Consider the following 25,856-nt stretch of genomic DNA (forward strand, 5'->3'; position numbering starts at 1 on the left):
AAAGGCGAAGCAAAATACTCGACCGTTTCAATCGGCAAGCACCAAATAAATTCACTTTAAAAACAAAGTGTTGAACCACCCCGATAAATTCAGACCTTAGTAACTATTTATAAACGACACAAAATGAGCATTAATCAAACAGGTATTAGAATGCATAAGTGTGCTGAACTACTATGAAGCTAATAACCATAATTTTATGTCTAGCTATTGCCGTTGGCAGCTTTATGATTGCAAGAGCAATAGTGAGTACGCACCAAAATAGTAAAGCTAAAGTCATGTTTACGATGATGATGCTAGGCTTTATTAGCCTGCTACTGGAGCTTGCTTTATTCGAAGAAAATATAAGGGAGTGGAAAGTATACGTTCTCTCTTTCTCGGGGCCTTTGTCTGCCTCTATTCCGATATTTTTTTATTTATTTTTTAAATCATCCGTTAGGCTTAACAGTGAATTCAATAAGAATGACTTAAAGCATTTATTGTTACCATTGATTTACCTTGCACTTATGCTGCCTTATAACGTACTTAATTATCAGGAAAAAATAGAATTTTTAGATAATACGAACAGATCCTGGCTACTTTCAATGACGCCAATGCGCTTTACTCGTTTTGGGATTATCGCGACTATTGGAGTTTTCTACTTCCAATTAATCTGGCGGGAGCTACACACCAAACTAAATCAAAAGAAAACTGATGTGCTTAGGGAAATTACCAAGTTAAAAACTGCACTTATTAGTATGTGTGTGTGCATTTCCCTCGTATTTGTTTTTTTCCTTATCAGGCTGCCAGGTGAATTCACTTGGGCTTTATCTATAGTCACCATTGCCATGCTTATTCTGGCAAGTATCATCTATGAATATCTGCCCGTTCTGGGACATCCTTGGTCACAAGCTTCTACAAGCAAATCATATAAAGAACCCCTCAACGTCAATGACTTTCAATCAACGGAACAAAGTTCGAAATTCAATAAGGCATACCGTTCTTCAGTAACAAATAAAAAGGCATCTGAGGTTATTTGTGACTTAACAGCCCTGCTAGAAACCGGAATTTACAAAGATGCAAGCATTTCATTAAAGCTACTTGCGTCACAGCTTAACCTAAGTACGCACCACTTATCACAAATAATTAATCAGCAAACTCAAGGGAACTATTATGAGTTAGTAAACATGTTTCGAATAACTGAAGCCAAGCGCCTTTTAAGTGAAACTGACATGGCAATAATCGATATTGCATATGAAGTAGGTTTTAATAGTAAATCTTCATTTTATACTGAATTTAAGAAACATTCTGACCAAACACCTGGACAATATAAAAAATTAGTTCGCTCCCAAAAAGCAAACGAAGACTCCCTTAATAAAAGCGGCTAATCAAACAGTTTAGCTCAAAAACTAAATCAGCCCTCTTTATTATTAGAAGTAAATGGTTTGAAGTAATTTCGATGATTTCATAGATATCAGCCGTAAGTTTATTAACAACGACTGCTCATAACTCCTCACCTTGGACCTTTACTGTGAATCAGCCTCTGTTTCAAATGGCAAAGCATGTAGATAGCAAAAAGCCCACAGTTTTCACTGCGGGCTTTCTTTAATTTGGTGAGTCAGCAAATAATCCGCTGTTTTGTATGCGCGGAGTGGGTTTTCTTAATTACGTAAAGATATAGAAAGAAAAAAGCCCGTAGCATTCACTACGGGCTTTAATATGATTTGGTGAGTCAGCCAGTAAGCCGCTGTTTGTATGCGCGGAGTGGATTTTCTTAATTTTGTGTCCATGTAGATAGCAAAAAGCCCCGCATTGCTGCGAGGCTTTTTATGTAATTTGGTGAGTCAGCCAATAAGCCGGGTTCTGTCGTGGATAATCATTCGTCTAGGCCATAAATTGCTCTATGGCTCAAGCAACCTACCCGGTTCCAACGTGGGCCACGCCATAAGGAACCCTATTTGGTCTTGCTCCGGGTGGAGTTTACCTTGCAACCAACTGTTACCAGTGGCCCGGTGCGCTCTTACCGCACCCTTTCACCCTTACCAACCAAAGTTGGCGGTCTCCTCTCTGCTGCACTTGTCGTAGGCTCGCGCCCCCCAGCCGTTAGCTGGCACCCTGCCCTGTGGAGCCCGGACTTTCCTCCCCCTGCGCATTTTCGTTGCAGGCAGCGATTATCTCGGCTGACTCGGCGCGCAGTATACCTGAGCACGCACGTCTATGCAGTAAAGAATTAGTCTTTTTCGTCAATAATTGCTTTATAAAGTGCGTTTTTCTTCAAACCAAAATACTCAGCCACAACACCACAGGCTTTTTTCAGTGGCATTTCAGATTCAAGTAAACCGAGCATACGGCGTGCATCTTCTGGAATGTCGTCACTTTGCTTTGCTTTACCCGGTAGCATCAGTACGATTTCGCCGCGCTGCTTTGTGGGATCTTCCGTTAAAAACTGTTTTAGCTCGGCAACTGTGCCATTGAAAAAGGTTTCGAAGGTTTTAGTAAGCTCTTTTGCAAACACTACTGGCTGCTCTGTACCGAGCGCAGCTTCTAAATCATCAAGGCTCGCCATAATACGGTGGGTACTTTCATACATGATGCTAGTAATACCTGAGTTTACCGCGTCAATGAAAAAGGTCTGCCTTGCTTTACTCTTTGCTGGTGTAAAACCAATAAACTGAAAACGATCTGTTGGTAAACCAGAACAGCACACAGCGGTAATTGCAGCACATGCTCCGGGTACTGGCGTAACATGCGCGCCTTGTTCACGGCATAAATTGACCACCGCATAACCTGGGTCGCTAATAAGTGGCGTGCCGGCATCAGATACCAACGCAATGTTCATTCCTTGCTCTAACCAATCTACAATTTGTTGCGCTTTTTGTTTCTCGTTATGGTCATGTAAAGCAAAGGTTTTTGCTTTGATATTAAAATGGCTTAACAACTTTCCTGTGTGACGAGTATCTTCAGCGGCTATTAAGTCAACCTCAGATAGGGTTTGGATGGCACGCTGGCTGATGTCATCAAAGTTACCAATAGGCGTGGCAACAATGTAAAGAGTGCCGATTTTATCTGAATTGTCCTCATTTAACATTGAGGTCTCCTGCGTCAGTCAGTAATATAAGCAAATCGCGTTAACGTATCGGGAAATCATTGTGCGACTTAAACTTGTTAGTCTATTAATTGTATTGTCAGGGTTATCGGCTTGTAGCACAACCGAAAAACCTCGAAATAGTGCAGAAAATCAATCGGGCCAATCGAGTACGGCTCTATCACAACTAACCGACGCACAATCTATGTACCAAGTGGCACTAAACCGTCAAGGTGCCGATAAAATCCAGCTTTTATACACCGCGCGTGATGCGGCTATCAGCGAAGAGCGCTGGGCACTGCTAGAAAAAATCTGTCTTGAGCTAGAAGCAACCCCAAGTGTCGACCAAATTCAAAACAAACTTTACATTGCCCTTGCGCAAGAGCAGCAAGGTAAGAGTGATTTAGCTCTGGTGCAATTACAACAGCTTGAGCCACAATTGAGCCAGCCTGAACATCTAGCATGGCATCAATATTTAACAGGTCGCGTTTATGCATCGCAAGGTATGCCAAAACAAGCGATGACTTACTACTTTAAGGCATCAACACTTAGCAGCGAAAATAACTTTACCGTTGCCAATTTAAACAAAGATTTATGGCAAAGCCTAACCCAGCTTTCATCGTACGCACTTGAGCGCTTTAATCGTGGCTCTGTGGTGCAACAAGGTTGGGTTAACTTAGCGCTTTATCATCAAGTATATTTAGGTGCGCCTGTAGAACTTCACCAAGCAATGAATAACTGGCTACGTCGCTACCCAGGTCATCCAGCCGCTGAGGTACTACCAAAAAAAGTGACTGAGCTGGTACAAATTGAACCTTTAAATGTGAACCGTTTAGCTGTGCTTATTCCACAATCAGGTGCTAATGAGCGATTAGGTGATGCCTTAAAAGCCGGTGTTCTTGCGGCCTTAGATGGACAGTCATTAGAGCAAACCCTATTTATTGATGAGTCATTATCAGCTGCAGAGATCTCACTTAAGCTCAGCGAATTTAATGCTGATTTTGTTATTGGACCACTTTTAAAAAGCAATATCGAAAAGCTTACTAGCGCACAAACACTGGTTGATTACCCAGTAATGCATTTAAACACCTTTGATGGTGAGCGAATTTCACAGCAGCACTTTTTCTTTGCACTAAGCCCTGAGCATGAAGTTCAGCAAGCATTAGAGCGATTTTTAACAGCGGGCTATCAAAAGCCGATGCTTCTAGCACCAAATAACAGTAACGGCCAGCGCTTAGTTGAATACTTCAATACACAATGGCAACGCTACAGCGAAGTTAAACCGCAAATAGGGCTTTACTCTGGTAAAGACGATATGCCAAAAACGATCACAGGCTTACTTGAAGTAGACCAAAGTAAAGAGCGTATTAAAGTCGTCAAATCATTATTTAAGCAAGAAGTAGAGAGTGAAACTCGCTCGCGCAGCGATATTGACGTGATTTATATTTTGGGTGATGCCACCGAAACTCGCTTAATCAAGCCATATTTAGACGTTAATGTGAGTACCTTCGCAGATAGAATTCCACTATATGCCAGCTCAAAAAGCCACAGTAAACAAATTGATAGAACCGATAAAGGCGATTTAGATGGCCTTTATTTTACGGAACTACCTTGGATGCTTGACGGTCAAATTCAGCAACACAATTTACGCCAACAGTACGAAAGCTTATGGCCAGAAAACGCTGATATAAGCCAGCGCTTATTTGCCATGGCGTTCGATGCAGCCAGTATGCTCGGTGATGTAAAACAACTGAGTATGGTACAAGGCAAACGCTTTAGTGGTATCAGTGGTCAATTAAGCATTGCTAGTAATGGCTATGTTACACGCACCCTAGATTGGGCACAGTACAAGAATAAGAAAATCATTGCGGTTGATTTAGCGACTGAGCAACCAATCCCGCTATTTATGCAATCTGCTATTGGGATCAATGCCGCTGAATAACCTTTTTTAAACGTAGAATTAGCTCAAGGATGAAGCTATGTCGTGGTTTAATCAATTGTGGCAAAATAGCCGCGAGAAAGGCCTGTATTACGAACATCAGGCAGAACAGTATTTAATACAACATGGCTTAAAAGCCATTGAGCGCAATTACTTATGCAAGTACGGCGAGCTCGATTTAATAATGCGTGACGGGCAAACACTGGTATTTGTAGAGGTAAAGTTTAGAAAAAATGCCCTGCGTGGTGGTGCAAACTATGCGCTCAGCAAAGAAAAGCAGCAACGATTACGGCGCACAATTAGCCATTATCTTGCCGAGAAAAAGATCTCACACCAGGCAATGCGTATAGATTATGTCGCTATAACAGGTGAGCTTAACAGCACCCTAAACTGGTTTAAAAATGTTTACTAACGCCGTTTGGCGTCGGCTTAATTTGGTAGGTTATGCAAGAAACGATAAAAAAAATCTTTACCGAAAATATTCAAGTTCAAATAGCGGCAGGTGAAGTACTGCCAAGCGCACTTGAATCGGCAGCGTTCACCATTGCACAAAGTCTTATTAACGGCAATAAACTGCTGTGTTGTGGCACTCCTAGCTGCCACATGTTGGCACAGCATATGGCTGGGCTGTTAATTAACTTTTATGAAACCGAGCGCCCATGCCTACCCGCAGTTGCGCTTGCACAAGATCAAGTTAACTTAGGCTCAGCCGCAAATAATGATGAGCACGAAACCTTTGCACGACAAATTCGTGCATTTGCACAGCAAGGCGACCTTTTATTAGCAATTGCTGTCAATGGTAATGAAAAGCAGATTATCTCAGCCGTTGAAGCGGCACTGACCCGTGATATGAAAGTAATTGTGCTTGTTGGTGATGACGGCGGTGAATTAGTTGGCTTACTTGGCCCAAATGATGTTGAAATTCGTGTTCCATCCAAACGCCCAAGCCGTATTGTTGAGTCACACTTAGTGAATTTACACTGCCTCAGTGAGCTTATCGATTTAACCTTATTCCCACAGGAAGAAAATTAATGTTTAAACAGTCTTTACTAGTATTTGGTACCGTTTTATTGCTGCAAGGCTGTGCAGCTGCCGTTGTCGCCGGTACTGCAGGCGCTGTAACTGCTGCGAATGATCGCCGCACGATAGGTTCACAAATCGACGATAACAACATTGAAATTAAAAGTTCTATTGCTATCAGCGAAAATGAGCGTCTTCACAAATATGCTAACGTTAATGTCATCAGCGTTAATGGTATTGTGCTTATGATTGGTCAAGTTGCTAACGCAGAAATGAAAGACGAAGCACAACGCGCTATTGAAGGCGTTGATGGCATTCGTAAAATCCACAACCAAATTCGCATTGGTTCAAATATTGGCATGAGTACGCAAACGCACGACTCTTGGTTAACCTCTAAGGTGAAAACGCAATTACTCACCACAGAGAGTATCAGCAGCAATAACATCAAAGTAGTAACAGAGAATGGCGAAGTCTTTTTAATGGGCTTAGTGAGCGATTCTGAAGCGAATTTAGCGGTTGATGTAGCACGTAACGTATCAGGCGTTGAACGTGTTATTAAAGTGTTTGAATATTTGTAACGCTAAACAGTGAATTAATAATAAAAAACCCGCTTAATAGCGGGTTTTCTTTTGTCTGACTAAGGTTACTTAATCACTCGTAAGTGAGCGCCTTTTTTCTTCTCTGGTTTAGCAGGTGGTTCATCATCTGGCGTAATATCGTCAGGTGTTTCAACACTTTCTAATACCGGAGCAAAATCGTCTTCGTCCTCGATGAATTCTTCTGCAGTAAATACAGTCCCTTCACCATTCTCACGTGCATAAATTGCGAGCACAGCACCCATAGGTACATACACTTGCATTGGTTGACCACCAAAGCGCGCATTAAAGCTCAGCTGTTGGTTGTCCATTGCAAATTGTGTTACCGCTGATGGGCTAATGTTCAAAACGATCTGGCCGTCTTGCACAAACTGTGTTGGTACTTGTACAGCAGGAAAATCAGCGTTAACCACTAAGTGTGGTGTGCACTGATTATCAACAATCCAATCAAAGAAAGCGCGTAGTAAATAAGGACGATTAGGCGTCATTATAAACGGATCTCACGCTCTGCTTCAGTTAGTGAAGCTTGGAATGATTCACGCTCAAATAAACGCAACATGTATTCTTTAAGCTCTTTCGCGCCTGCACCATTAAGCTCAATGCCAAGCTCAGGTAAACGCCAAAGTAGTGGTGCTAAGTAACAATCAACTAAGCTGAACTCTTCACTCATGAAGTAAGGTGCTTCAGAGAAGATTGGTGCAATTGCAAGTAACGCTTCTGTAAGCTCTTTACGTGCTTGCGCAGCTTCGCTGCTACCGCTAGTGATTTTGTTAGCTAGGCTATACCAATCCGTGTCGATACGATGCATCATCAGACGACTACGGCCACGCATAACCGGATAAACTGGCATTAGTGGAGGATGAGGGAAACGTTCATCAAGGTATTCCATGATGATGTTTGCCTGATATAAACCAAGCTCACGATCGATCAGTGTTGGTACTGTACCGTAAGGGTTAATCTCATGAAGTGCTTCTGGCAGGTTATCCTTTTCAGCCAGGTGAATGTCAACACTTACACCTTTTTCAGCAAGTACGATACGTACTTGATGGCTATACATACAGTTAGCACCAGAAAACAGGGTCATTACAGGGCGCTTATTGGCAGCTACGGCCATGCCTACCTCCATTATATTACAAAAACAGCAATAGGGGCTTAAGCCCCTATCACAAAACTACCTTTCAAAATGCCCAGGATTAGTGAACATCTCTCCAGTATTCTTTCTTCAGCATGAATGCCAAGATAAATAGAATCACTAGGAAACCAATTACCTTTAGACCTAACGCTTCTGACTCTAAACGTGACGGCTCGCCAACGTAAGCTAAGAAGTTAGTTAAGTCACGAGCAGCACGATCGTACTCGTCAACACTCATTTCACCAGAACCATCTGTTTCAACACCAACAACTTTAGTCACTGTGTGACCATGTTCTTCCACTTCTTCAGTGATTGGTGTTGGTAAGCCTTGTAGTTCTTGAAGAACGTGTGGCATACCTACCGATGGGAAAACAACGTTGTTTACGCCAAACGGACGAGACTCGTCTTTATAGAATGACTTCAGATAAGTGTAGATCCAGTCAGTACCACGAACTCGCGCTACAAGCGTAAGATCTGGTGGCGCTGCGCCAAACCATTTAGCTGCGTCATCTTTATCAATCGCATTTTTGATGTGGCTACCTACTTTTGAGCCATCAAAAATTAGTTGCTCTTGACCAATCTCAGTAGGAATACCGATATCGCGGAACGTACGCTCATAACGTTGATACTGCATTTGGTGACAACCAAGACAGTAGTTCATGAACAATTTAGCACCGCGTTGTAAAGATGCGTTATCTTTAAGGTCAATGTTCGCATCCATTAAAGGAACCGAAGGACCTGCTGCCATTGTCAACGATGGCAACAATGCGAATAAACCGATAATTAGCTTTTTCATCATTTCGTCAACCTCGTTGGTAATGGCTTAGTTTTCTCATTCTTGCTGTAAACAAATAACAATACGAAGAACATGAAGTATGTCACAGTCGTGATTTGTGATAACAGCGTTTTGAAATCAGTTTGTGGTGTAGCACCAACCCAACCCAAGATAACGAAAGTTACCACGAATTGTGCGATGTTTAACTTGTGTAGACCACAACGATAACGAATAGAGCGAACCGAACCACGGTCAATCCAAGGTAGTAACGCAAGCACTACGATAGATGCACCCATCGCCACAACACCCATTAACTTGTTAGGGATTGCACGTAGGATTGCGTAGAATGGCGTAAAGTACCAAACTGGGAAAATATGCTCTGGTGTTTTCAGCGGGTTAGCTGCTTCGAAGTTTGGCGCTTCTAGGAAGAAACCATTCATCGCAGGCATAAAGAATACAACCCAACAGAATAAGATTAAGAAACCAACCACACCCACAATATCTTTTACTGTGTAGTAAGGGTGGAACGGGATTGCATCAACAATGTCTTTCTTGTTGGTGTAATACTCGTGGAATTTGAATTTAGGCTTATCTTCTTCAGCTACGGTGCCTTTCTTACGCTTAATTTCAACACCATCTGGGTTGTTTGAACCCACTTCGTGTAGTGCAACAATGTGTAAGAATACTAAGATAACAATTACTAAAGGTAATGCAATTACGTGTAGTGCAAAGAAGCGGTTAAGCGTAGCACCAGAAATTACGTAGTCACCACGGATCCAAAGCGTTAAGTCATCACCAATAACCGGAATCGCACCGAATAGTGAAATGATTACCTGTGCACCCCAGAAAGACATTTGTCCCCAAGGTAGTAAGTAACCCATGAAAGCTTCAGCCATAAGCGCTAAGAAGATGAACATACCGAATAACCACAGTAATTCACGTGGTTTTTGGTAAGAACCGTAGATCATGCCACGGAACATGTGCAGGTATACAACGATAAAGAACGCTGATGCACCTGTTGAGTGAAGGTAACGAAGTAACCAACCGTATTCAACATCACGCATGATGTATTCTACCGATGCGAAAGCACCTTCAGCAGATGGTACGAAGTTCATTGTTAACCAGATACCAGTTACGATTTGGTTAACAAGTACTAACATGGCTAAAGAGCCAAAGAAGTACCAGAAGTTAAAGTTTTTTGGTGCTGGATACTGTGCAATATGCATGTTCCAAACACGTGTCATTGGAATACGATCGTCGATCCAACCAATAATTTTACCAAACATTACGCCACTCCTTTTTCTTCACCGACTAGAATAGTCGTGTCATCAAGGAAGGTATACGGAGGAATTTCTAGATTTAATGGTGCAGGTACAGATTGGAATACACGACCAGCCATATCAAATTTAGAACCGTGACACGGACAGAAGAAACCGTCGTCTGTGCCCTCTACTTTCTCACCAAAGCCACCTTGTAGGAAGCTAGGAGAACAACCTAAGTGCGTACAAATACCAACAGCAACGAAAATTTCAGGACGTTGCGAACGATATTCATTGGTTGATGATTCAGGTTGTTGAGGCTCTTCAGACGCAGGATCACGAAGTTGACCTTCATGTTCTTTCATCTGTTCAAGCATTCTTGGTGTACGATTAATAACCCAAACAGGTTTTCCTCGCCACTCAACACGTATTAATTGTCCTGGCTCAAGCTTGCTGATATCTACTTCTACAGGCGCACCCGCAGATTTAGCTCGCTCACTTGGATTCCAAGACGCAATAAAAGGAACAGCAGCCCCAGCCGCACCAACACCACCAACAACAGAGGTAGCTATGGTTAAAAAGCGACGTCGGCCATTGTCTACAGGCGCATTGCTCATCCACTTATCTCCACTATGATTCCCAACACTTGCCATATTGAGAACATCAGTTACAGCAGGTTAATTTTTAGAAATTTCAAAATAGACGCGATCATAATTAAAACCCTTGATTAAAACAAGGTTATTCACAGTCTCATGCTCGAATAAACCCTATTTAATGAATTATTAATTTAGGTTAGCTCGAGTATGAAGCCGCTGGTTATGATAACGCATATAAAAAAACAATATACTGACCAAGATCAACCTCACTAAGAGGAAACAGAATTCTGCATTAGCTGTTGTTGAACTCACTCACATTACTTGCCCCCCAATTGTAGCAAAAAATTTCATCAATTAACTGATGGATTTAAGCTAATTTTGCTAAATCTTGAAGTTTTTTTACTGTTATACGTACTAATTATTAACAGTGGTTAAATATCGAACGAAAAAAGGTAGGGTTTTGCGCTTCAGCGAGATGCGAGATGCGAGATGCGAGATGCGAGATGCGAGATGCGAGATGCGAGAAGTATATGGGAATATTAAGCCTTGGCAAGAACTTGTTCATTCAAGCAGTGAGCCCTCTCTCGATCAGCTAAAAACTGACAGCTTAAAGCTAACAGCTCTAAAAACAAAAAACCCAGCCGAAGCTGGGTTTTTGGTATTCTGATAAACGTAAATATTAACGTTTTGAGAATTGTGGACGCTTACGTGCTTTCTTAAGACCCACTTTCTTACGCTCAACTTTACGTGCATCACGTGTAACGAAACCTGCTTTACGAAGTGTAGGACGTAGAGACTCGTCAAACTCCATAAGTGCACGAGTGATACCGTGACGGATAGCACCAGCTTGACCAGTAGTACCACCACCTGAAACAGTGATGTGTAGGTCAAACTTTTCAGTCATTTCTACGTGCTCTAATGCTTGACGAACAACCATGCGAGCAGTTTCACGACCGAAGTACTCTTCTAGAGAGCGCTTGTTGATTACGATGTTACCAGTGCCTGGGCGTAAGAATACGCGAGCACTTGAACTTTTACGACGACCTGTACCGTAGTATTGATTTGCCATGATAGTGCTCCTTAAATGTCTAGAACCTGAGGCTGTTGTGCAGCATGGTTGTGCTCAGTACCTGCGTAAACTTTAAGTTTACGGTACATAGCGCGGCCTAAAGGACCACGTGGCAACATGCCTTTAACAGCTTTTTCGATGATCATTTCAGGCTTTGCAGCTTGAAGCTTGTCGAAAGTAGTAGACTTAAGACCACCTGGGAAACCAGTATGAGCGTAGTACATTTTGTCTTTTGCTTTATTACCAGTAACAGTAACTTTCTCAGCGTTGATAACGATGATGTAATCACCAGTATCTACGTGAGGAGTGTATTCAGCTTTATGCTTGCCGCGTAGGCGACGAGCGATTTCAGTAGCGATGCGACCTAAAGTTTTACCTTCAGCGTCAACTACGTACCAGTCACGTTTTACTGTTTCTGGCTTAGCAACAAACGTTTTCATTTATTAAAATCCAATGTTTTTTAATTAAAACCACAGGTAATTATTATTAATTACCGCTCTAAGTTGAATGCTTTAACCCCTTCGAGTTTAAGACTTTGAGCCATCAATTAGAGGCTAAACTAATATCTGGCAATAGAACGCAACGTGGCAGACGCGGGAGTATACCAGCACTTGAACCACATTGCTATATGATGGTTGTTTTTTATTCGAGAAAATCAGCTATCAGCTAAGTGCGCGCGAAATAAATTTCACGCCTACATTAATTCGTAGGCGTCACGCTTGCTTGGCGCGCCTTACATTCAACACCGTTCGGCTAAAAACTGACAGCTGAAGGCTGAAAGCTCACTAAGCTAGATGCTCTTTTGCTAAATACTCTAGCGATTGCATTTCTTGTAGTCGGCTAATACAACGCTTAAATTCAAAATTTAAGTTACCTTCGCTATATAGCTCGGTTATTGGCTTTTCAGCAGAAATAATCAGCGTTACATGACGCTCGTAAAATTCATCCACTAACGCGATAAAACGACGTGCCGCATCATCATTGGCTTGGCCTAATGATTTTACGTTAGACAAAATCACCGTGTTATAAAGCCGGCTTATTTCCATGTAATCAACTTGGCTGCGGGCTGTTTCGCATAGTTCACTAAACTCAAACATAGCAATACAGTCAGACACTTTACGGGTTTTGATCATCCGCCCTTCAATTTCAATTTCTTTATCGAGCACACCCGGCTCAGGTGACAACTTATCGAAGTATTCAAATAAATTATCATCAGCTTGCTTATCAAGCGGACTATGGAAAATTTCGGCTTGCTCAAGAGTACGTAAACGATAATCAACCCCCGAGTCTACATTTACGATTTCGGTGTTGGCTTTTACCAGCTCTATTGCTGGTAAGAAACGTGCACGTTGTAAACCGTTTCGATACAGCTCATCAGGCACGATATTTGACGTCGCAACCAGCACAATGCCACGTTCAAATAATGCTTCCATCAAACCACCTAGTAGCATTGCATCAGTGATATCTTGCACAAAAAATTCATCGAAACAGATAATATCTGTTTCTGATTTAAAGATATCTGCAACCACATTTAATGGATTGCTGGTATTTTTTAACTTTTTCAGCTCATCATGCACGCGATGCATAAAACGGTGAAAGTGCACACGCATCTTACGATCAGTAGGTAAAGCTTCGTAGAAAGTATCAACTAAATAGGTCTTACCTCTACCTACTCCGCCCCAAAAATACAGCCCTTTTACACTCGGCGTGCTATCTTTAGAGAATAGTTTGGCAAACCACCCCTTCGCGGCCGGTTTGTCTGCCGTTAGGTCATCATAGAGTCTTTGCAAATGGCGCACTGCATTTTCTTGCGCTGCATCATGTACAAAGTCTTCACGTTGTAAATCTTGTTGGTATTTCTGCCAAGGAGTCATAGGTCGTTACAATAAAACACAGTTAAATTTGCACAGTATATTAACACGCATCGTATCTCAGGGTATATTAGCCCGCAGTATGATTTCACAATCAAATTAAGCATATTTTAATAATGATTGGACTATAAATGCTTTTAAAGCATTTGTTTTTGTTATTTTTTCCCAAAGGGGTAGATTTATGGGCACAATTACCTGGATAGGTATTCTAATCATCGTTGCAATTTCAGCATTCTTCATTGGTGCTTTTGTAACCAAAAAACAATTTAAGCAAGACGAACTAGAACAACAAGTCGAGCAAGCTAACAATGCGCTTGAACAATATCGTCAAGATGTAGCTGATCATCTAGCGAGCACAGGTAAGCTAGTATCTAAAATGAAAGATAACTACGACCAGCTACTGAACCATGTAGAAGAAACAAATAAACTACTACTTGCTGATAAAAAACAGCATCCAAATGAGCCTTTCTTTTCTAAAGAAACGACTGAGCAATTACAAAACTCATTACAAGACCGCAGAGGCGATCGTTCAAGTGCCGAAGCTCAGCCTGCTGACTATGTTGTAGGTGAAACGGGCTTGTTCACTGGCTCAGAGAAAGTTTCAGAACATTCTAAAGCCTCTTGATGAACTTTTTTTTGACCCCATAGTCTTTAGATATAACAGCTTTATATCTAAACCAAGAAAAGGGCTGCTTATGCAGCCCTTTTTAGTTTTTGCTTTATCTCTGAAGTGGAGTAAACCCAGACTATGAAAATGAAATTATCTGTTATCAGTGCTGCTATTTTATCTTCTAGCTTATTATTAAGTCCTGCAATTTCAATGGCAAAACTTCCTGTTGCTGTAAATGGTCAACAATTGCCAACCCTAGCACCTATGCTTGAACAGATCACACCGGGTGTGGTGAGTATTCAAGTGTCAGGCTCTAAAGAAGTTCGCCGCCGTGCGACTCCTTTTGATGACTTTTTTGGTGTTCCTCGTGGTGGTAGCCAGAAGCGTGAATTTAGTGGCCTAGGCTCAGGTGTGATCATTGATGCAGACGAAGGTTACGTGGTAACCAATAACCATGTTATCGAAGATGCCGAAAAAATGGTGGTGACCTTAGAAGATGGTCGCGAATATGAAGCAACTAAAATCGGTAGTGATAAAGAGTCAGATATTGCCTTATTGCAAATTGATGCGGAGGACTTAACAGCGCTTAAAATTGCCGATTCAGATCAGTTACGTGTAGGTGATTTTGCTGTTGCCATTGGTAATCCATTTGGTTTAAGTCACACAGTAACATCAGGTATCGTCAGTGCCCTTGGCCGTAGCGGTTTAAATATAGAAGGCTATGAAGACTTTATTCAAACCGATGCAGCTATCAACCAAGGTAACTCAGGCGGTGCGTTAGTTAATCTTAACGGTGAACTGATTGGTATCAACACCGCTATCTTAGGCGCATCTGGCGGTAACGTGGGCATTGGCTTTGCAATTCCATCTACCATGATGAAAAACCTTGTTGACCAAATTATCGAACACGGCGAAGTACGTCGCGGTTCGTTAGGTATTTCGGGACGCCCACTTGATGCAGGCCTTGCTAAAGCACAACAACTTGACGTGAAGCAAGGCGCTTACGTTATGCAAGTAATGGATGATACCGCAGCAAGTAAAGCGGGTATCAAAGCCGGTGATGTAATTATTAGCGTCGATGGCACCGAAATTAGTGGCTTCCATGAACTACGCAGTAAAATTGCCACACTTGGTGAAGGCAAAAAAGTAAAACTGGGCATTTACCGAGATGGCAAAGTTAAAACTGTAAATGTCACACTCGATGGTGCATCAGCAACTACTGCCGCTGGCGAAGAGACACACCCAGCTTTCCAAGGTGCAACATTAGAAAACACTCAGAAGAGTGATGGAAAAGGGGTTGAAGTAACCGGCGTGCAAGCACGTTCTCCTGCTGCTCGTGTTGGCCTTGAAGAAGGTGACGTGATCATGCAAGTTAATCGTCAACGCGTTGAAACAATCCGCGACATGAATAAGATCATCGAAAATACCAAAGGTAACATCGTACTAGGTGTTAAACGAGGTAGAGAGCTTATTTTCGTACTGATACAGTAAACCTAGTTGATAAATCATGAAAAAATAACAGCGGTGCTTGCCGCTGTTATTTTTTTTGTGCCATCATTAAGGGATTGCTCACTGATAATAAGAATACTGTGCTAAAACTTTTTAAATTTATCCTTCCTCCGCTTTTCACCGGTTTAGGCATTGCCTTTTTAGTGGTGTTATTTAGCCCAAGCCTTCGTAGCACACTGTTACCAGATATGAATTTACCTGCGGCGATATCATCAGAGCACATGAGCTTTGCTGATGCAGTGCAAAAAGCAGCACCGTCGGTTGTTACTATTTTTTCAGAAAGCATTTCGAATCAACCGCGCTATAAACGCCAAAACACCGTTCAAGCTCTTGGCTCTGGTGTGATCATGACCCAAGACGGCTATATTCTGACTAACTACCATGTAATTAAAAATGCCGATCTCATTATTGTTACACTCGCTGATGGCCGTCGCTTTTATGATGTACAAGTGATTGGTTTTGATACGCAAACAGATTTAGCGCTATTAAAGATCAGCGCTGAGCATTTACCAAAAATTCCAGTGAATGATAAATTTAAGCCACGTGTTGGTGATGTTGTTTTAGCGATTGGTAACCCACTTAACTTAGGTCAAACCATTACCCAAGGTATTATCAGTGCGACGGGTAAACAAAACTTAATCGATAGCCCATACAGCAGCCTGTTACAGATGGATGCAGCGATTAACGTGGGTAACTCAGGTGGCGCGTTAGTCAATTCACGAGGTGACTTAGTCGGTATTACCTCGGCACAATTTAAGACTCATGAAAATCTCGATATTCAAGGTATCTTCTTTGCGGTACCTTACTCGATTGCCAAAGATGTGATGGATAAGCTAATCAAACATGGTCGTGTCGTACGTGGCTATTTAGGCTTCAGTGGTACAGGTATTGATAGCACGGGCAAAGATGTAAGCGATAGCTTTACACCTGTTGCAGGCATGCGTATTTCTCAACTTGATCCATTTGGCCCAGCTTGGAAAGCAGGCATCAGAGAAACTGACATTGTAATCAAAATTGGCGGTATTCCTGTAGCAAACCCACAACAAGTGCTTGAGAAACTAGCGAATACAGAGCCAGGTAAAGAACTTGAATTTGAGATTTACCGCGATGGTAAGGTCTTAAAAGTGATGGTAACTGTTGCAGAACTCGAAGACGATCAGTAGTTACTGAAACAACACAGATATAAAAAAGGCCTAACTGATGTTAGGCCTTTTTTGTAAGTATTTAGCTATTAGCTTGAACGGCGCTTGATATTAGCACCCAGCGCACTCAACTTATCTTCAATACGTTGATAACCACGATCTACATGATAGATGCGGTCAACAATAGTCTCACCTTGAGCAACGATGCCAGTAAGAATTAGACTTGCAGAGGCACGTAAATCAGTTGCCATTACCTGTGCGCCTGATAAGCTTTCGGTATCCCCACAAATTGCCGTATTACCTTCTAAGCGAATGTTTGCACCCATACGCTGTAACTCTGGCACGTGCATAAAACGGTTTTCGAAAATCGTTTCTGTGATGGTTGCACTGCCCTTAGCTACCACATTTAAAGCTGTAAATTGCGCTTGCATATCTGTAGGGAAACCCGGGTGTGGCATAGTCTTAATGTTAACCGCTTTTAGTTCGCGGCCACGCATATCGAGGTAAATGCTGTTATCAGTGACTTCAACCAAGGCATTGGTAGCACGCAACTTCTCAATTACAGGATCAAGACTATGGTGGTCTGTATTTTTACAAAGTACTTCACCGCCAGCCATTGCCGCCGCAACCAAGAAGGTACCAGTCTCAATGCGATCAGGAAGAATGCTGTATTCACAACCCGATAATGACTCAACCCCTTCAATTTCGATACGGCTAGTACCTGCACCACTGATCTTCGCCCCCATCGCAATTAAGCAATTAGCAAGATCGGTAATTTCAGGTTCGCGAGCTGCATTTTCCAGTACTGTTTTACCGTCAGCCAGCGTTGCTGCCATTAGTAAGTTTTCTGTTGCGCCAACACTGACCATCTCCATAAAGATCTCAGCGCCTTTTAAGCGACCATCAACCTTGGCATTAATGTAACCATTTTCAACCTTGATGATAGCGCCCATGCGCTCAAGGCCTTGAATATGGATATCAACTGGGCGGGCGCCAATTGCACAACCACCTGGCAGTGATACTTGCGCTTCACCAAAGCGGGCAACTAAAGGGCCTAATGCAAGCACTGAGGCACGCATTTGCTTTACCAGCTCGTACGGTGCAAGCGTTTTATCAACCGTCGCACCATCAATGATTAGTTTGTCTTGCTGCCACTCGACATTTGCACCCAGTGTTTTTAACAAGGCTTCTGTAGTGCCGATATCGCGTAAACGAGGAACATTACTAAAGGTACTTTTACCCTGCCCTAAAAGCGCAGCAAAAAGAATTGGAAGAGCGGCATTTTTAGCGCCAGAAATAGTGACTTCACCTGCCAGCGAGGTGCCACCTTGAATAACAAATTGATCCATTAGGAGGCCCTGCGACTATTGAGGTAAAATAAATTTTTGTTCGCGTTTCCATTCAGTCGGTGTGAACGCTTTAATAGATACAGCGTGGATTGTACCGTCTGAGATTGTTGACATTAACGGAGCATAAACCAACTGTTGCTTCTTCACGCGAGATAAACCATCAAAACACTCACCAACAGCAATCACTTCGTAGTGGCTACCATTTGCTTTAACAATCACTTCATCTAGTTTTAGTTCGTCGCGTAATAACGTTTCGACTTGGCTTGTTTCCATAAATCTCACTCAAATAGGTTTGTGACCTGACCCAATTGCATTAAATTTTGCAATTGTTCAGGGCTATTTTGCAGTTCAAGGTGAATACCTTGCTGCTTTAATTCTGCGAAAGAGTGAATTAACCAAGCTAAGCCCGCCGTGTCAACCCTAGATAGCCCAGAAAGGTCAAAATACCATGTTTTATGGCTAGAATCTGGCTTGGCATTCAGAAGGCGTTCACGGCCAATTGAATTTCGAGTCAGTTCGCCACTGACTCGAAACTGGTTATCTTCAAGTTGAGTAATCTCGACTTTACTCATCACCACCATCACCTCTAAATTGCACTGGCAGTTGGCTCTTCTGCTCTAGTAAGTCACTTACATAATCTAGACCATGTTGGCGTAAAATACCTTGTAATTCACTTTGTTTAGCATCAAGCAAACTAATACCTTCTGCAATCATATCGTACGCGCCCCAGTTACCACTGCGGTCTTCACGTACTTTAAAGTCGATTCTGATATCAGGTTTACCGGCTTCAACAATCTTAGTTTTAACAACCACCACATCTTGGCCTTTGAAAGGCTGAGGCGGAGCAAACTCAACGCTTTGGTTAGTGTATTGAGTAAACACACCTGCGTAAGTTGCAATTAAATACTTTTGGAAAACGTCAATGAAGCGTTGTAACTCTTTAATTGCCTTTGCTTTTTCCTCTTTATCTTCAATAGCACGCACCTTTGACACGTGATTACCTAATACGCGCAGTGCAGCATACTTGTAGTCAATGTAAGGCATTAGCTCTTCTTCTACGATAACGCGAAGATGCTCTTTGTCTTTCGCAATAAGAGGTTGGTCTTTGGTAATACGTGCAAAAGTATTATCTGACACTGTACGAACCATTTTGTACGGGTCTTTTAAATCAACCCTAGGTTCAGCGGCTTGTGCGTTTAGGCTAAACAGCACAGCAATACAAAATAAAAACTTCTTAAACATAATTATTCACCACCCTGGTTGAATAAGAACTGACCGATTAACTCTTCTAAAACAAGCGCTGATTTTGTATCAGTAATGTAGTCACCATCTGCAAGCGCTTTGCTTTCAACACCAAATAGATCATCTAGATCTGTATCATGCTCACTTGCTGTTACATCTTCACCCATACAGCGTTGCTCAGCAGATTCAGGGGCAATAACAGGGTTAATGCCTAAGTACTGTTCACCTAAAATACCTGATGTCAAAATAGAGATTGATGTTGTGTCTGAAAACTTACATAAGTAATTTGCATCAATCGCCATATTTACCACAGGCACAAACTCTTTTGGGTGAATAAAGATTGATTCAACTCGGCCAACAACTACACCACCTACTTTAATCGGCGCACGTGCTTTTAAAGAACCAATGTTTTCAAACTTTGCGTTCAGTTGGTAAGTCTCACCACTACCACTAATGCCGGCATTCGCAACTTTAAATGCTAATAATGCAAATGCAGCGATACCAAGGGCTACAAAAAAGCCAACTAATATTTCTAATTTCCGTGAATTCATCTTTATACCCTAATTAGCTGGTAAACATTACCGCTGTTAAAATAAAGTCAAAACCTAATACTGCCAATGACGAGTGCACAACGGTTTCTGTTGTCGCTTTACTGATCCCCTCTGAAGTAGGAACACAGTCATAGCCTTTGTAAAGTGCAATCCAAGTCACAATCATGGCGAATACAAAACTCTTAATCATGCCGTTCACAATATCTTGTTGGAACGACACTTGTGCTTGCATGATTGACCAGAAGCTTCCTGAGTCAACACCAAGCCAATCAACACCCACTAAATGAGCGCCAATAATAGCAACCGCAGAAAATATTAATGCAAGTAACGGCATACTGATAAAACCAGCCCAAAAACGCGGTGCAATAATGCGTTTAAGTGGATCAATCGCCATCATTTCTAAACTTGATAATTGCTCAGTTGCTTTCATTAAACCAATTTCAGCAGTAAGTGCACTGCCCGCGCGGCCTGCAAACAGTAACGCTGTAACTACAGGACCTAACTCACGTAATAAGCTCAATGCTACTAAAGGCCCTAAGCTATCTTCAGCACCATAGCCTACTAATACGGTGTAACCCTGCAGGGCGAGCACCATACCGATGAATAAGCCTGACACCATAATGATTAAAAGAGATTGCGAGCCCACCATATATAATTGGCGAACAAGTAAAGGCGTGCCTTTTTTGAAGTTCGGCACATTAACGAGTGCACCAAACAACATCTGAGTAGAACGGCCAAGCGCTGCAAAGCGCCCTAATGTTTTGTGACCTAACTTCTGGAATAGATCAAGCATTATGCACTCCTAGTAATTCATCATCATACGCAGGAGCTGGGAAATGGAATGGTACTGGGCCATCCGATAAACCATTTAAGAACTGTTGTACAAGTTCAGATTCATGGTTTTGCATTTGCTCTGGTGAACCTTCGCCTATCACCCCTTGATCAGCAATAATGATCACGTGATCAGCAATGCTCATAACCTCTGTTACATCATGGGTCACAATCAGTGATGATAAACCTAGCACCTCATTCAGTGACTTTATTAGCTTAACTAACACACCCATAGAGATAGGATCTTGGCCAGCAAATGGCTCATCGTACATGATAAGCTCTGGATCAAGAGCAATTGAACGCGCTAAAGCAGCACGGCGAGCCATACCACCAGAAAGCTCAGACGGCATTAAGTCTTGTGCGCCACGTAAGCCGACAGCTTGTAATTTCATTAAAACGACAAGACGAATTAAATCTTCGCTGAGTTGAGTATGCTCACGCAAAGGAAAGGCGATATTGTCAAACACTGACATATCGGTAAATAAAGCGCCACTTTGAAACAGCATACTCATTTTGGTGCGGGCAGCATAAAGTTCCTTGCGAGTCATGCCAGGAATGCTGTTGCCTTCAAATAAAATGTCACCAGAATCAGGTTTAAGCTGACCGCCAATTAAGCGCAACATGGTGGTTTTACCAATGCCGCTTGGTCCCATGATAGCGGTAATCTTGCCTTTCGGAATTTTAAAACTCATATTTTTATATATGATTCTATCGCCCCGTGAAAAGGTTACATCCTTGATTTCTACTATTGATTGCGACAAGTCGCTCTCCATAACGTTTTTCACTAGTTTTGCCATTTTAAGGGTTTTTTAGTCAAGATGGAAAAAACAAATCGTAAAATTTTGTAATATTTTCTATCAATAAATTCTAAAGCTAGCTGCAAAGAGCTTAACGACACCTGAAATTTAGTTTCCTTGCTAAGACGCTTTATGCTCGCCAGCCCATTCTTTTACTTATACTTTCAGGTTCGCTTTTGTTACTATTTGCAGTCATCTGTATAAGTAATGTTGGCGTATCACAATGGTGACTTCTTTTGTCATTTTAATTATTGGTTTTGCTGCACTCGTTTGGAGTGCCGATCGGTTTGTTTATGGGGCGGCTGCACTCGCGAAAAATATGGGGATCCCCACCCTAATCATTGGTTTAACCGTTGTTGCTATGGGCTCTTCAGCCCCTGAAATGATGGTATCAGCATCGGCAGCACTTGCTGATAAAACAGATACTGCGGTAGGTAATGCGGTCGGCTCTAACATTACTAATATCTTACTTGTACTTGGTGTCACAGCTTTACTACGCCCTCTTTCAGTATCTTCAATGACACTTAAACGCGAAATGCCGCTGGTATTGTTAATCTCAGTAGCCGCTTGGTATGTGTTCTCAGATAACTATTTTTCGTTCGCTGAAGGCATTGCCTTGATGATTGCTTTTGCTGTGTTTATTGGTGGTTTAGTTATTGTTTCTCTGCGCGCTAAAAACCAAGATGACCCATTCGTCAGCGAAGCATGTGAAGATGTTCCGAACGATGTCAGTACCAAATCAGCCGTGTTTTGGTTAATAATCGGCATGATTTTATTACCAGTCAGTTCACACTTTTTAGTTGAATCAGCCGTTGATATCGCAAAATATTTTGGTCTATCAGACCTTGTAATAGGCTTAACCATTATTGCTATTGGTACCAGCTTACCAGAGCTGGCAGCCTGTATTGCAGGGGTATTAAAAAACGAAGACGATTTAGCGCTTGGTAATATCGTTGGCTCAAACATTTTCAATTTACTCGCCGTATTACCACTTGCGGGCATTATCAACCCATCAATTATTGATCCTTCTGCGGCAAACCGCGATGCACTTATCATGATTGCAGCAACGATTGTATTGATTGCCATGTCATTGAACTTTAAAGGTGCTCGTCGTATCAATAGAGTAGAAGGTGGCTTCTTGTTAGTCGCATTTATTGCATATCAGGGCTATATTTTCAGCCAAGTAGGATAATTAATGACACAACCTAGCTTTATCGCGCAGGGTAAGCGCGTACTCGAAATTGAAGCACAAGCTTTACAAGAAATTGAGCAATATATAAATCAAGATTTCGATAACGCTTGCCAATTAATGTTCCAATGTACAGGTCGTATTATTGTGATTGGTATGGGCAAGTCTGGCCACGTTGGTAATAAAATTGCGGCGACCCTTGCAAGTACTGGCACACCGGCATTTTTTGTTCATCCTGGCGAAGCAAGCCACGGTGATTTAGGCATGATCACCCGTGATGATGTGGTGATGTGTATTTCGAACTCAGGCGAAACCAGCGAAGTACTTAGCATTATCCCTGTTATCAAGCGCATTGGCGCAAAAATGATTTCACTAACAGGCAACCCAGACTCAACCATGGCCAAACTGTCTGATGTACATGTGTGCATTAAAGTAAGCCAAGAGGCATGTCCATTAGGCCTTGCGCCAACTGCAAGTACCACAGCGACCTTGGTTATGGGTGATGCAATGGCGGTTGCGTTACTTGAAACCCGTGGTTTCACAGCCGATGATTTTGCGCTTTCGCACCCGGGTGGCAGCTTAGGTAAACGTTTATTACTTACATTAGATGATGTGATGCACGCAGGCGACGCCACGCCAATCGTTAGCGAAACCCAAAGCATTAAAGACGCACTAATCGAAATGTCAGCCAAGGGCCTTGGTATGACCGCGGTGATTGGTGCAGATGAAAAGTTAGCCGGATTATTCACTGATGGTGACTTACGCCGTATTTTAGAACAGCGCATCGATATCCATAATACGGCAATTAGCCAAGTAATGACCCGTTCATGTACAACTGCTCGCCCTGATATGCTTGCAGCTGAAGCTTTAAATATTATGGAACGTAAACGTATCAATGGTTTAATTGTGGTAGATCAAAGTAATACGCCAATTGGTGCCCTTAATATGCAAGACCTATTAAAAGCAGGAGTTCTTTAAGCAATGACATTCGCCGAGCTATACCAGCCTCTTAGCCCTGATGTGAGTCAGCGCGCACAAAAAGTAAAATTGCTAATCTGTGATATAGATGGCGTTTTTTCTGATGGCCGAATTTATTTAGGTAATGATGGCGAAGAGCTTAAAGCATTTAATACTAAAGATGGCTTTGGTATTAAAGCGCTCATTAATAGTGGCTTTGAAGTGGCAGTGATTACTGGCCGCCATTCACAAATAGTTCAGCAGCGAATGACTAGCCTAACAGTTCAGCACATTTATCAGGGACAAGAAGATAAGCTGATTGCTTATCAAGAGTTAAAAGATAAACTGGGGCTGACTGATGAACAAATTGCCTATATTGGTGATGATGGTCCAGACTTACCAGTAATGGAAAAAGTAGGGTTTGCCATTGCTGTAAACGACGCACACCCACTGATTAAAAAGCTGGCTCATTACACCACATTATTACCAGGTGGCTTTGGAGCTGTGCGTGAATTAACTGATTTACTGATGTTAGAAAACGGTAAGCCGTTAACTAGCGATGGAACCAGCGCATGAATATAGCCCGTATTTTACTGAGTATTGTTTTTGTTTGTTGCATGGTGTGGTTATGGTACCCGTACTTTAACCAATCAACAGACACAATAACTAGTGAAGACGAGATCATCGCAACACCTGATTACACCGCAGTGGCGTTAAAGCAAACAGCGTATGACGAGCAAGGCAAAATTAGTCATAAAGTGGCTGCTGCTAAAATGGAGTTGTATCAACAATTAGGGTTTACCTTTTTTGAGCAACCTATTTTTACTATTTATGGCGACCAGCAGGTTTGGCAAGTAAAAGCCAAAGAAGCCACATTGTACGAAAACGATCAGCTGATTTTTGAAGGGGATGTAGTTGCTAAAAACTTAACCCACAACGGCATGATTGAAGATATAAAAGCAGAAAACATTAATGTCGACATTGATAAAATGACCATGTTTTCTAAGCAACCTGTGACACTAACAGGACCGAATTTAAAGATTACCGGGAAAGGCTTAAAAGCCGATTTAAAAACCGAAATTGTTGAGTTAACTAACCATACACGAACCATATACTATGACCAATAAACTGAAGAAATTACTCCTGATCCCAAGCTTATTGATTGCCTTTTCGGGCGCAGCTGCCGAGCAAACTGGCGCTCAAATTAGCATTAGCTCAGATCGCCAAGTAGGTAAACTAAAAGATGGCGTTGGCATATTTGAAGGTAACGTAGAGATCGTGCATGGTAATCGTCGTATTACCGCAGAGCGCCTTGAAGCACACGGCGGTGATACCGAAGGTACAGTAGAGTTGATTATTGCCACAGGTAAGCCTGCTTACTTCGAAGAAAAGCAAGCTGATGGCACCGTAATGAGCGCTAGCGCAGAAGAAGTTCGTTATGATGTTGCAAAACGCTTCTTAACCTTAAATGGTGAAGCTGAAGTTACTCAAGCAGGTCAAAAAGTAACAGCAAAAAGCATTACCTATGATATGGCACAGCAGCTGATCAGTGCTGAAAAAGACGAAAACTCAACAGATCGTGTACACACTATTTTAGTGCCTGTTGAAAATAAAAAAGATAATAAAGGCCAACCATGAGCACATTAAAAGCAGAGCTTTTAGCTAAAAGCTACAAAGGCCGCCAAGTGGTTAAAAATGTCGGTCTTGAAGTTGAAGCTGGCAGTATTGTTGGCTTGCTTGGTCCAAATGGCGCAGGTAAAACAACGACCTTCTATATGATTGTAGGCCTAGTACCTAGCGACAAAGGTAAAATCAGTATTGATGATAACGATATCACCCTTTTACCAATGCATAGCCGTGCGCGTTTAGGTATTGGCTATCTGCCACAAGAATCGTCAATTTTTCGAAAGTTGACGGTTTACCAAAACTTGATGGCCATTTTAGAAACTCGTAAAGATCTAAATAAAACCACCCGCGAAGAAACACTCAATAGCTTACTCGATGAGTTTAGTATTCAACACATTCGTGACAGCCAAGGTATGGCGCTGTCAGGTGGTGAGCGACGCCGTGTAGAAATTGCTCGCGCATTAGCCGCTAATCCTAAATTTATCCTTTTAGATGAGCCTTTTGCTGGTGTTGATCCAATTTCAGTGTTAGATATAAAGAAAATTATTGAGCACCTAAAAAATCGTGGTATCGGTGTACTAATTACTGACCATAATGTTCGAGAAACCCTTGATGTTTGTGAAAAAGCCTACATTGTTTCTCATGGGGAGCTAATTGCATCAGGCACACCTGAGCACGTATTAGCAGACCAAACTGTACGCGATGTATATCTAGGCGAGCAATTCAGGCTGTAAC

At 42.1% G+C, this 25,856-nt stretch carries 30 protein-coding genes and 1 other RNA gene; 14 read left to right on the forward strand and 17 right to left on the reverse strand.

All coding sequences use genetic code 11. From position 1 onward, the window contains the following. Window positions 1-224: 224 nt before the first annotated feature. Entirely contained in the window at window positions 225-1,364 is a 1,140-nt protein-coding gene (locus NFU46_RS08655; RefSeq protein WP_251601203.1) for an AraC family transcriptional regulator, read from the forward strand. A 448-nt stretch (window positions 1,365-1,812) separates the two neighbouring features. On the opposite strand, the gene rnpB is transcribed toward NFU46_RS08655, so the two are convergent. After that, window positions 1,813-2,164: RNase P RNA component class A (gene rnpB / locus NFU46_RS08660), an RNA gene on the reverse strand. A 42-nt stretch (window positions 2,165-2,206) separates the two neighbouring features. Next, window positions 2,207-3,064, reverse strand: coding sequence for a 16S rRNA (cytidine(1402)-2'-O)-methyltransferase (gene rsmI, locus NFU46_RS08665; RefSeq protein ID WP_251601205.1), 858 nt, complete (start codon window positions 3,062-3,064; stop codon window positions 2,207-2,209). A 61-nt stretch (window positions 3,065-3,125) separates the two neighbouring features. On the opposite strand from rsmI, the gene NFU46_RS08670 reads away from it, so the two are divergent. Genes NFU46_RS08670 through dolP form a run of 4 tightly spaced genes read left to right on the forward strand, consistent with a single transcriptional unit; the run spans window position 3,126 to window position 6,598 of the window. Beyond that, entirely contained in the window at window positions 3,126-5,003 is a 1,878-nt protein-coding gene (locus NFU46_RS08670; RefSeq protein WP_251601207.1) for a penicillin-binding protein activator, read from the forward strand. Between the two features lie 37 nt (window positions 5,004-5,040). Continuing rightward, window positions 5,041-5,412, forward strand: coding sequence for a YraN family protein (locus tag NFU46_RS08675; protein WP_251601209.1), 372 nt, complete (start codon window positions 5,041-5,043; stop codon window positions 5,410-5,412). Between the two features lie 32 nt (window positions 5,413-5,444). Next, on the forward strand, window positions 5,445-6,032 hold the full coding sequence (locus NFU46_RS08680; RefSeq protein WP_054561085.1) for an SIS domain-containing protein: 588 nt from the start codon (window positions 5,445-5,447) through the stop codon (window positions 6,030-6,032). After that, complete coding sequence (gene dolP / locus NFU46_RS08685) at window positions 6,032-6,598, forward strand: division/outer membrane stress-associated lipid-binding lipoprotein (RefSeq protein ID WP_175078727.1); 567 nt, start codon at window positions 6,032-6,034, stop codon at window positions 6,596-6,598. The genes NFU46_RS08680 and dolP overlap by 1 nt, the downstream gene beginning before the upstream one ends. 65 nt (window positions 6,599-6,663) lie before the next feature. Here dolP and NFU46_RS08690 read toward each other — a convergent pair whose 3' ends face one another. The 8 genes from NFU46_RS08690 to zapE form a co-directional block, all read right to left on the reverse strand. Next, window positions 6,664-7,104, reverse strand: a complete 441-nt coding sequence (locus NFU46_RS08690; RefSeq protein WP_054554182.1) for a ClpXP protease specificity-enhancing factor — start codon at window positions 7,102-7,104, stop codon at window positions 6,664-6,666. Then, window positions 7,104-7,730, reverse strand: a complete 627-nt coding sequence (gene sspA, locus NFU46_RS08695) for a stringent starvation protein SspA (protein ID WP_054554181.1) — start codon at window positions 7,728-7,730, stop codon at window positions 7,104-7,106. Before sspA ends, NFU46_RS08690 begins: the two co-directional genes overlap by 1 nt. 79 nt (window positions 7,731-7,809) lie before the next feature. Continuing rightward, window positions 7,810-8,547, reverse strand: a complete 738-nt coding sequence (locus NFU46_RS08700) for a cytochrome c1 (protein ID WP_054554180.1) — start codon at window positions 8,545-8,547, stop codon at window positions 7,810-7,812. After that, window positions 8,544-9,809, reverse strand: a complete 1,266-nt coding sequence (locus NFU46_RS08705; protein ID WP_054554179.1) for a cytochrome b N-terminal domain-containing protein — start codon at window positions 9,807-9,809, stop codon at window positions 8,544-8,546. The genes NFU46_RS08700 and NFU46_RS08705 overlap by 4 nt, the downstream gene beginning before the upstream one ends. Further along, window positions 9,809-10,399, reverse strand: coding sequence for a ubiquinol-cytochrome c reductase iron-sulfur subunit (gene petA, locus NFU46_RS08710; RefSeq protein ID WP_054554178.1), 591 nt, complete (start codon window positions 10,397-10,399; stop codon window positions 9,809-9,811). Before petA ends, NFU46_RS08705 begins: the two co-directional genes overlap by 1 nt. Before the next feature lie 658 nt (window positions 10,400-11,057). Next, on the reverse strand, window positions 11,058-11,450 hold the full coding sequence (gene rpsI, locus NFU46_RS08715; RefSeq protein WP_095209788.1) for a 30S ribosomal protein S9: 393 nt from the start codon (window positions 11,448-11,450) through the stop codon (window positions 11,058-11,060). 8 nt (window positions 11,451-11,458) lie between these two features. Continuing rightward, entirely contained in the window at window positions 11,459-11,887 is a 429-nt protein-coding gene (gene rplM / locus NFU46_RS08720) for a 50S ribosomal protein L13 (RefSeq protein WP_217875682.1), read from the reverse strand. A gap of 345 nt (window positions 11,888-12,232) precedes the next feature. Continuing rightward, window positions 12,233-13,321: a cell division protein ZapE gene (gene zapE, locus NFU46_RS08725; RefSeq protein WP_251601211.1), complete on the reverse strand. Its 1,089-nt coding sequence runs from the start codon at window positions 13,319-13,321 to the stop codon at window positions 12,233-12,235. Window positions 13,322-13,499: 178 nt separating this feature from the next. Here zapE and NFU46_RS08730 point away from each other — a divergent pair, with 178 nt between their 5' ends. The 3 genes from NFU46_RS08730 to NFU46_RS08740 all read left to right on the forward strand — a co-directional run bounded on the left by NFU46_RS08730 (window position 13,500) and on the right by NFU46_RS08740 (window position 16,600). Further along, window positions 13,500-13,943, forward strand: coding sequence for a YhcB family protein (locus tag NFU46_RS08730; protein ID WP_055020791.1), 444 nt, complete (start codon window positions 13,500-13,502; stop codon window positions 13,941-13,943). 123 nt (window positions 13,944-14,066) lie between these two features. Beyond that, window positions 14,067-15,419, forward strand: coding sequence for a Do family serine endopeptidase (locus NFU46_RS08735; protein WP_054561091.1), 1,353 nt, complete (start codon window positions 14,067-14,069; stop codon window positions 15,417-15,419). 98 nt (window positions 15,420-15,517) lie between these two features. Beyond that, entirely contained in the window at window positions 15,518-16,600 is a 1,083-nt protein-coding gene (locus NFU46_RS08740; protein ID WP_058585926.1) for a trypsin-like peptidase domain-containing protein, read from the forward strand. Window positions 16,601-16,668: 68 nt separating this feature from the next. Here NFU46_RS08740 and murA read toward each other — a convergent pair whose 3' ends face one another. The 7 genes from murA to NFU46_RS08775 are packed head-to-tail and all read right to left on the reverse strand — an operon-like array spanning window position 16,669 to window position 21,325. Continuing rightward, complete coding sequence (gene murA / locus NFU46_RS08745; RefSeq protein WP_055199193.1) at window positions 16,669-17,928, reverse strand: UDP-N-acetylglucosamine 1-carboxyvinyltransferase; 1,260 nt, start codon at window positions 17,926-17,928, stop codon at window positions 16,669-16,671. A gap of 15 nt (window positions 17,929-17,943) precedes the next feature. Next, window positions 17,944-18,201 carry a BolA family protein gene (locus tag NFU46_RS08750; protein ID WP_054554171.1) on the reverse strand — a complete coding sequence of 86 codons (258 nt, stop codon included), beginning with the start codon at window positions 18,199-18,201 and terminating at the stop codon, window positions 17,944-17,946. A gap of 5 nt (window positions 18,202-18,206) precedes the next feature. Next, window positions 18,207-18,500, reverse strand: a complete 294-nt coding sequence (locus NFU46_RS08755; RefSeq protein WP_054561094.1) for a lipid asymmetry maintenance protein MlaB — start codon at window positions 18,498-18,500, stop codon at window positions 18,207-18,209. Beyond that, window positions 18,493-19,170, reverse strand: coding sequence for a phospholipid-binding protein MlaC (locus NFU46_RS08760; protein WP_251601213.1), 678 nt, complete (start codon window positions 19,168-19,170; stop codon window positions 18,493-18,495). Before NFU46_RS08760 ends, NFU46_RS08755 begins: the two co-directional genes overlap by 8 nt. Window positions 19,171-19,172: 2 nt before the next feature. Next, window positions 19,173-19,721, reverse strand: a complete 549-nt coding sequence (gene mlaD, locus NFU46_RS08765) for an outer membrane lipid asymmetry maintenance protein MlaD (protein WP_054561096.1) — start codon at window positions 19,719-19,721, stop codon at window positions 19,173-19,175. 13 nt (window positions 19,722-19,734) lie between these two features. Beyond that, window positions 19,735-20,514, reverse strand: coding sequence for a lipid asymmetry maintenance ABC transporter permease subunit MlaE (mlaE, locus tag NFU46_RS08770; protein ID WP_054554167.1), 780 nt, complete (start codon window positions 20,512-20,514; stop codon window positions 19,735-19,737). Further along, window positions 20,507-21,325, reverse strand: coding sequence for an ATP-binding cassette domain-containing protein (locus NFU46_RS08775; RefSeq protein ID WP_251601307.1), 819 nt, complete (start codon window positions 21,323-21,325; stop codon window positions 20,507-20,509). Before NFU46_RS08775 ends, mlaE begins: the two co-directional genes overlap by 8 nt. Before the next feature lie 247 nt (window positions 21,326-21,572). Between NFU46_RS08775 and NFU46_RS08780 the strand changes: the two genes are divergently transcribed. From NFU46_RS08780 to lptB, 6 genes are read left to right on the forward strand one after another with little or no spacing between them, the layout of a single operon-like run. After that, a complete protein-coding gene (locus NFU46_RS08780; RefSeq protein WP_251601215.1) occupies window positions 21,573-22,541 on the forward strand; it encodes a calcium/sodium antiporter in 969 nt (322 codons plus the stop codon). Window positions 22,542-22,544: 3 nt separating this feature from the next. Continuing rightward, window positions 22,545-23,516: a KpsF/GutQ family sugar-phosphate isomerase gene (locus tag NFU46_RS08785; RefSeq protein WP_062566529.1), complete on the forward strand. Its 972-nt coding sequence runs from the start codon at window positions 22,545-22,547 to the stop codon at window positions 23,514-23,516. Window positions 23,517-23,519: 3 nt separating this feature from the next. Further along, the gene (gene kdsC, locus NFU46_RS08790) at window positions 23,520-24,071 is read left to right on the forward strand and encodes a 3-deoxy-manno-octulosonate-8-phosphatase KdsC (RefSeq protein WP_175083486.1); all 552 of its coding nucleotides are present in this window, start codon (window positions 23,520-23,522) and stop codon (window positions 24,069-24,071) included. After that, window positions 24,068-24,622, forward strand: coding sequence for an LPS export ABC transporter periplasmic protein LptC (gene lptC, locus NFU46_RS08795; protein ID WP_062566531.1), 555 nt, complete (start codon window positions 24,068-24,070; stop codon window positions 24,620-24,622). Before kdsC ends, lptC begins: the two co-directional genes overlap by 4 nt. After that, window positions 24,612-25,133: a lipopolysaccharide transport periplasmic protein LptA gene (gene lptA / locus NFU46_RS08800; protein ID WP_062566532.1), complete on the forward strand. Its 522-nt coding sequence runs from the start codon at window positions 24,612-24,614 to the stop codon at window positions 25,131-25,133. Before lptC ends, lptA begins: the two co-directional genes overlap by 11 nt. Then, window positions 25,130-25,855: an LPS export ABC transporter ATP-binding protein gene (lptB, locus tag NFU46_RS08805; protein WP_062566533.1), complete on the forward strand. Its 726-nt coding sequence runs from the start codon at window positions 25,130-25,132 to the stop codon at window positions 25,853-25,855. The genes lptA and lptB overlap by 4 nt, the downstream gene beginning before the upstream one ends. Window position 25,856 lies beyond the last annotated feature (1 nt).

The organism is Pseudoalteromonas sp. NCCP-2140 (assembly GCF_023708065.1).
Classification (GTDB): domain Bacteria; phylum Pseudomonadota; class Gammaproteobacteria; order Enterobacterales; family Alteromonadaceae; genus Pseudoalteromonas.

Coding starts and splice junctions, on each gene's coding strand:
- NFU46_RS08655 (WP_251601203.1), top strand. CDS start 225: ATGATTGCAAGAGCAATAGTGAGTACGCACCAAAATAGTAAAGCTAAA.
- rsmI (WP_251601205.1), bottom strand. CDS start 3,064: ATGTTAAATGAGGACAATTCAGATAAAATCGGCACTCTTTACATTGTT.
- NFU46_RS08675 (WP_251601209.1), top strand. CDS start 5,041: ATGTCGTGGTTTAATCAATTGTGGCAAAATAGCCGCGAGAAAGGCCTG.
- NFU46_RS08680 (WP_054561085.1), top strand. CDS start 5,445: ATGCAAGAAACGATAAAAAAAATCTTTACCGAAAATATTCAAGTTCAA.
- dolP (WP_175078727.1), top strand. CDS start 6,032: ATGTTTAAACAGTCTTTACTAGTATTTGGTACCGTTTTATTGCTGCAA.
- NFU46_RS08690 (WP_054554182.1), bottom strand. CDS start 7,104: ATGACGCCTAATCGTCCTTATTTACTACGCGCTTTCTTTGATTGGATT.
- sspA (WP_054554181.1), bottom strand. CDS start 7,730: ATGGCCGTAGCTGCCAATAAGCGCCCTGTAATGACCCTGTTTTCTGGT.
- NFU46_RS08700 (WP_054554180.1), bottom strand. CDS start 8,547: ATGATGAAAAAGCTAATTATCGGTTTATTCGCATTGTTGCCATCGTTG.
- NFU46_RS08705 (WP_054554179.1), bottom strand. CDS start 9,809: ATGTTTGGTAAAATTATTGGTTGGATCGACGATCGTATTCCAATGACA.
- petA (WP_054554178.1), bottom strand. CDS start 10,399: ATGAGCAATGCGCCTGTAGACAATGGCCGACGTCGCTTTTTAACCATA.
- rplM (WP_217875682.1), bottom strand. CDS start 11,887: ATGAAAACGTTTGTTGCTAAGCCAGAAACAGTAAAACGTGACTGGTAC.
- zapE (WP_251601211.1), bottom strand. CDS start 13,321: ATGACTCCTTGGCAGAAATACCAACAAGATTTACAACGTGAAGACTTT.
- NFU46_RS08730 (WP_055020791.1), top strand. CDS start 13,500: ATGGGCACAATTACCTGGATAGGTATTCTAATCATCGTTGCAATTTCA.
- NFU46_RS08735 (WP_054561091.1), top strand. CDS start 14,067: ATGAAAATGAAATTATCTGTTATCAGTGCTGCTATTTTATCTTCTAGC.
- murA (WP_055199193.1), bottom strand. CDS start 17,928: ATGGATCAATTTGTTATTCAAGGTGGCACCTCGCTGGCAGGTGAAGTC.
- NFU46_RS08750 (WP_054554171.1), bottom strand. CDS start 18,201: ATGGAAACAAGCCAAGTCGAAACGTTATTACGCGACGAACTAAAACTA.
- NFU46_RS08755 (WP_054561094.1), bottom strand. CDS start 18,500: ATGAGTAAAGTCGAGATTACTCAACTTGAAGATAACCAGTTTCGAGTC.
- NFU46_RS08760 (WP_251601213.1), bottom strand. CDS start 19,170: ATGTTTAAGAAGTTTTTATTTTGTATTGCTGTGCTGTTTAGCCTAAAC.
- mlaD (WP_054561096.1), bottom strand. CDS start 19,721: ATGAATTCACGGAAATTAGAAATATTAGTTGGCTTTTTTGTAGCCCTT.
- mlaE (WP_054554167.1), bottom strand. CDS start 20,514: ATGCTTGATCTATTCCAGAAGTTAGGTCACAAAACATTAGGGCGCTTT.
- NFU46_RS08775 (WP_251601307.1), bottom strand. CDS start 21,325: ATGGAGAGCGACTTGTCGCAATCAATAGTAGAAATCAAGGATGTAACC.
- NFU46_RS08780 (WP_251601215.1), top strand. CDS start 21,573: ATGGTGACTTCTTTTGTCATTTTAATTATTGGTTTTGCTGCACTCGTT.
- NFU46_RS08785 (WP_062566529.1), top strand. CDS start 22,545: ATGACACAACCTAGCTTTATCGCGCAGGGTAAGCGCGTACTCGAAATT.
- kdsC (WP_175083486.1), top strand. CDS start 23,520: ATGACATTCGCCGAGCTATACCAGCCTCTTAGCCCTGATGTGAGTCAG.
- lptC (WP_062566531.1), top strand. CDS start 24,068: ATGAATATAGCCCGTATTTTACTGAGTATTGTTTTTGTTTGTTGCATG.
- lptA (WP_062566532.1), top strand. CDS start 24,612: ATGACCAATAAACTGAAGAAATTACTCCTGATCCCAAGCTTATTGATT.
- lptB (WP_062566533.1), top strand. CDS start 25,130: ATGAGCACATTAAAAGCAGAGCTTTTAGCTAAAAGCTACAAAGGCCGC.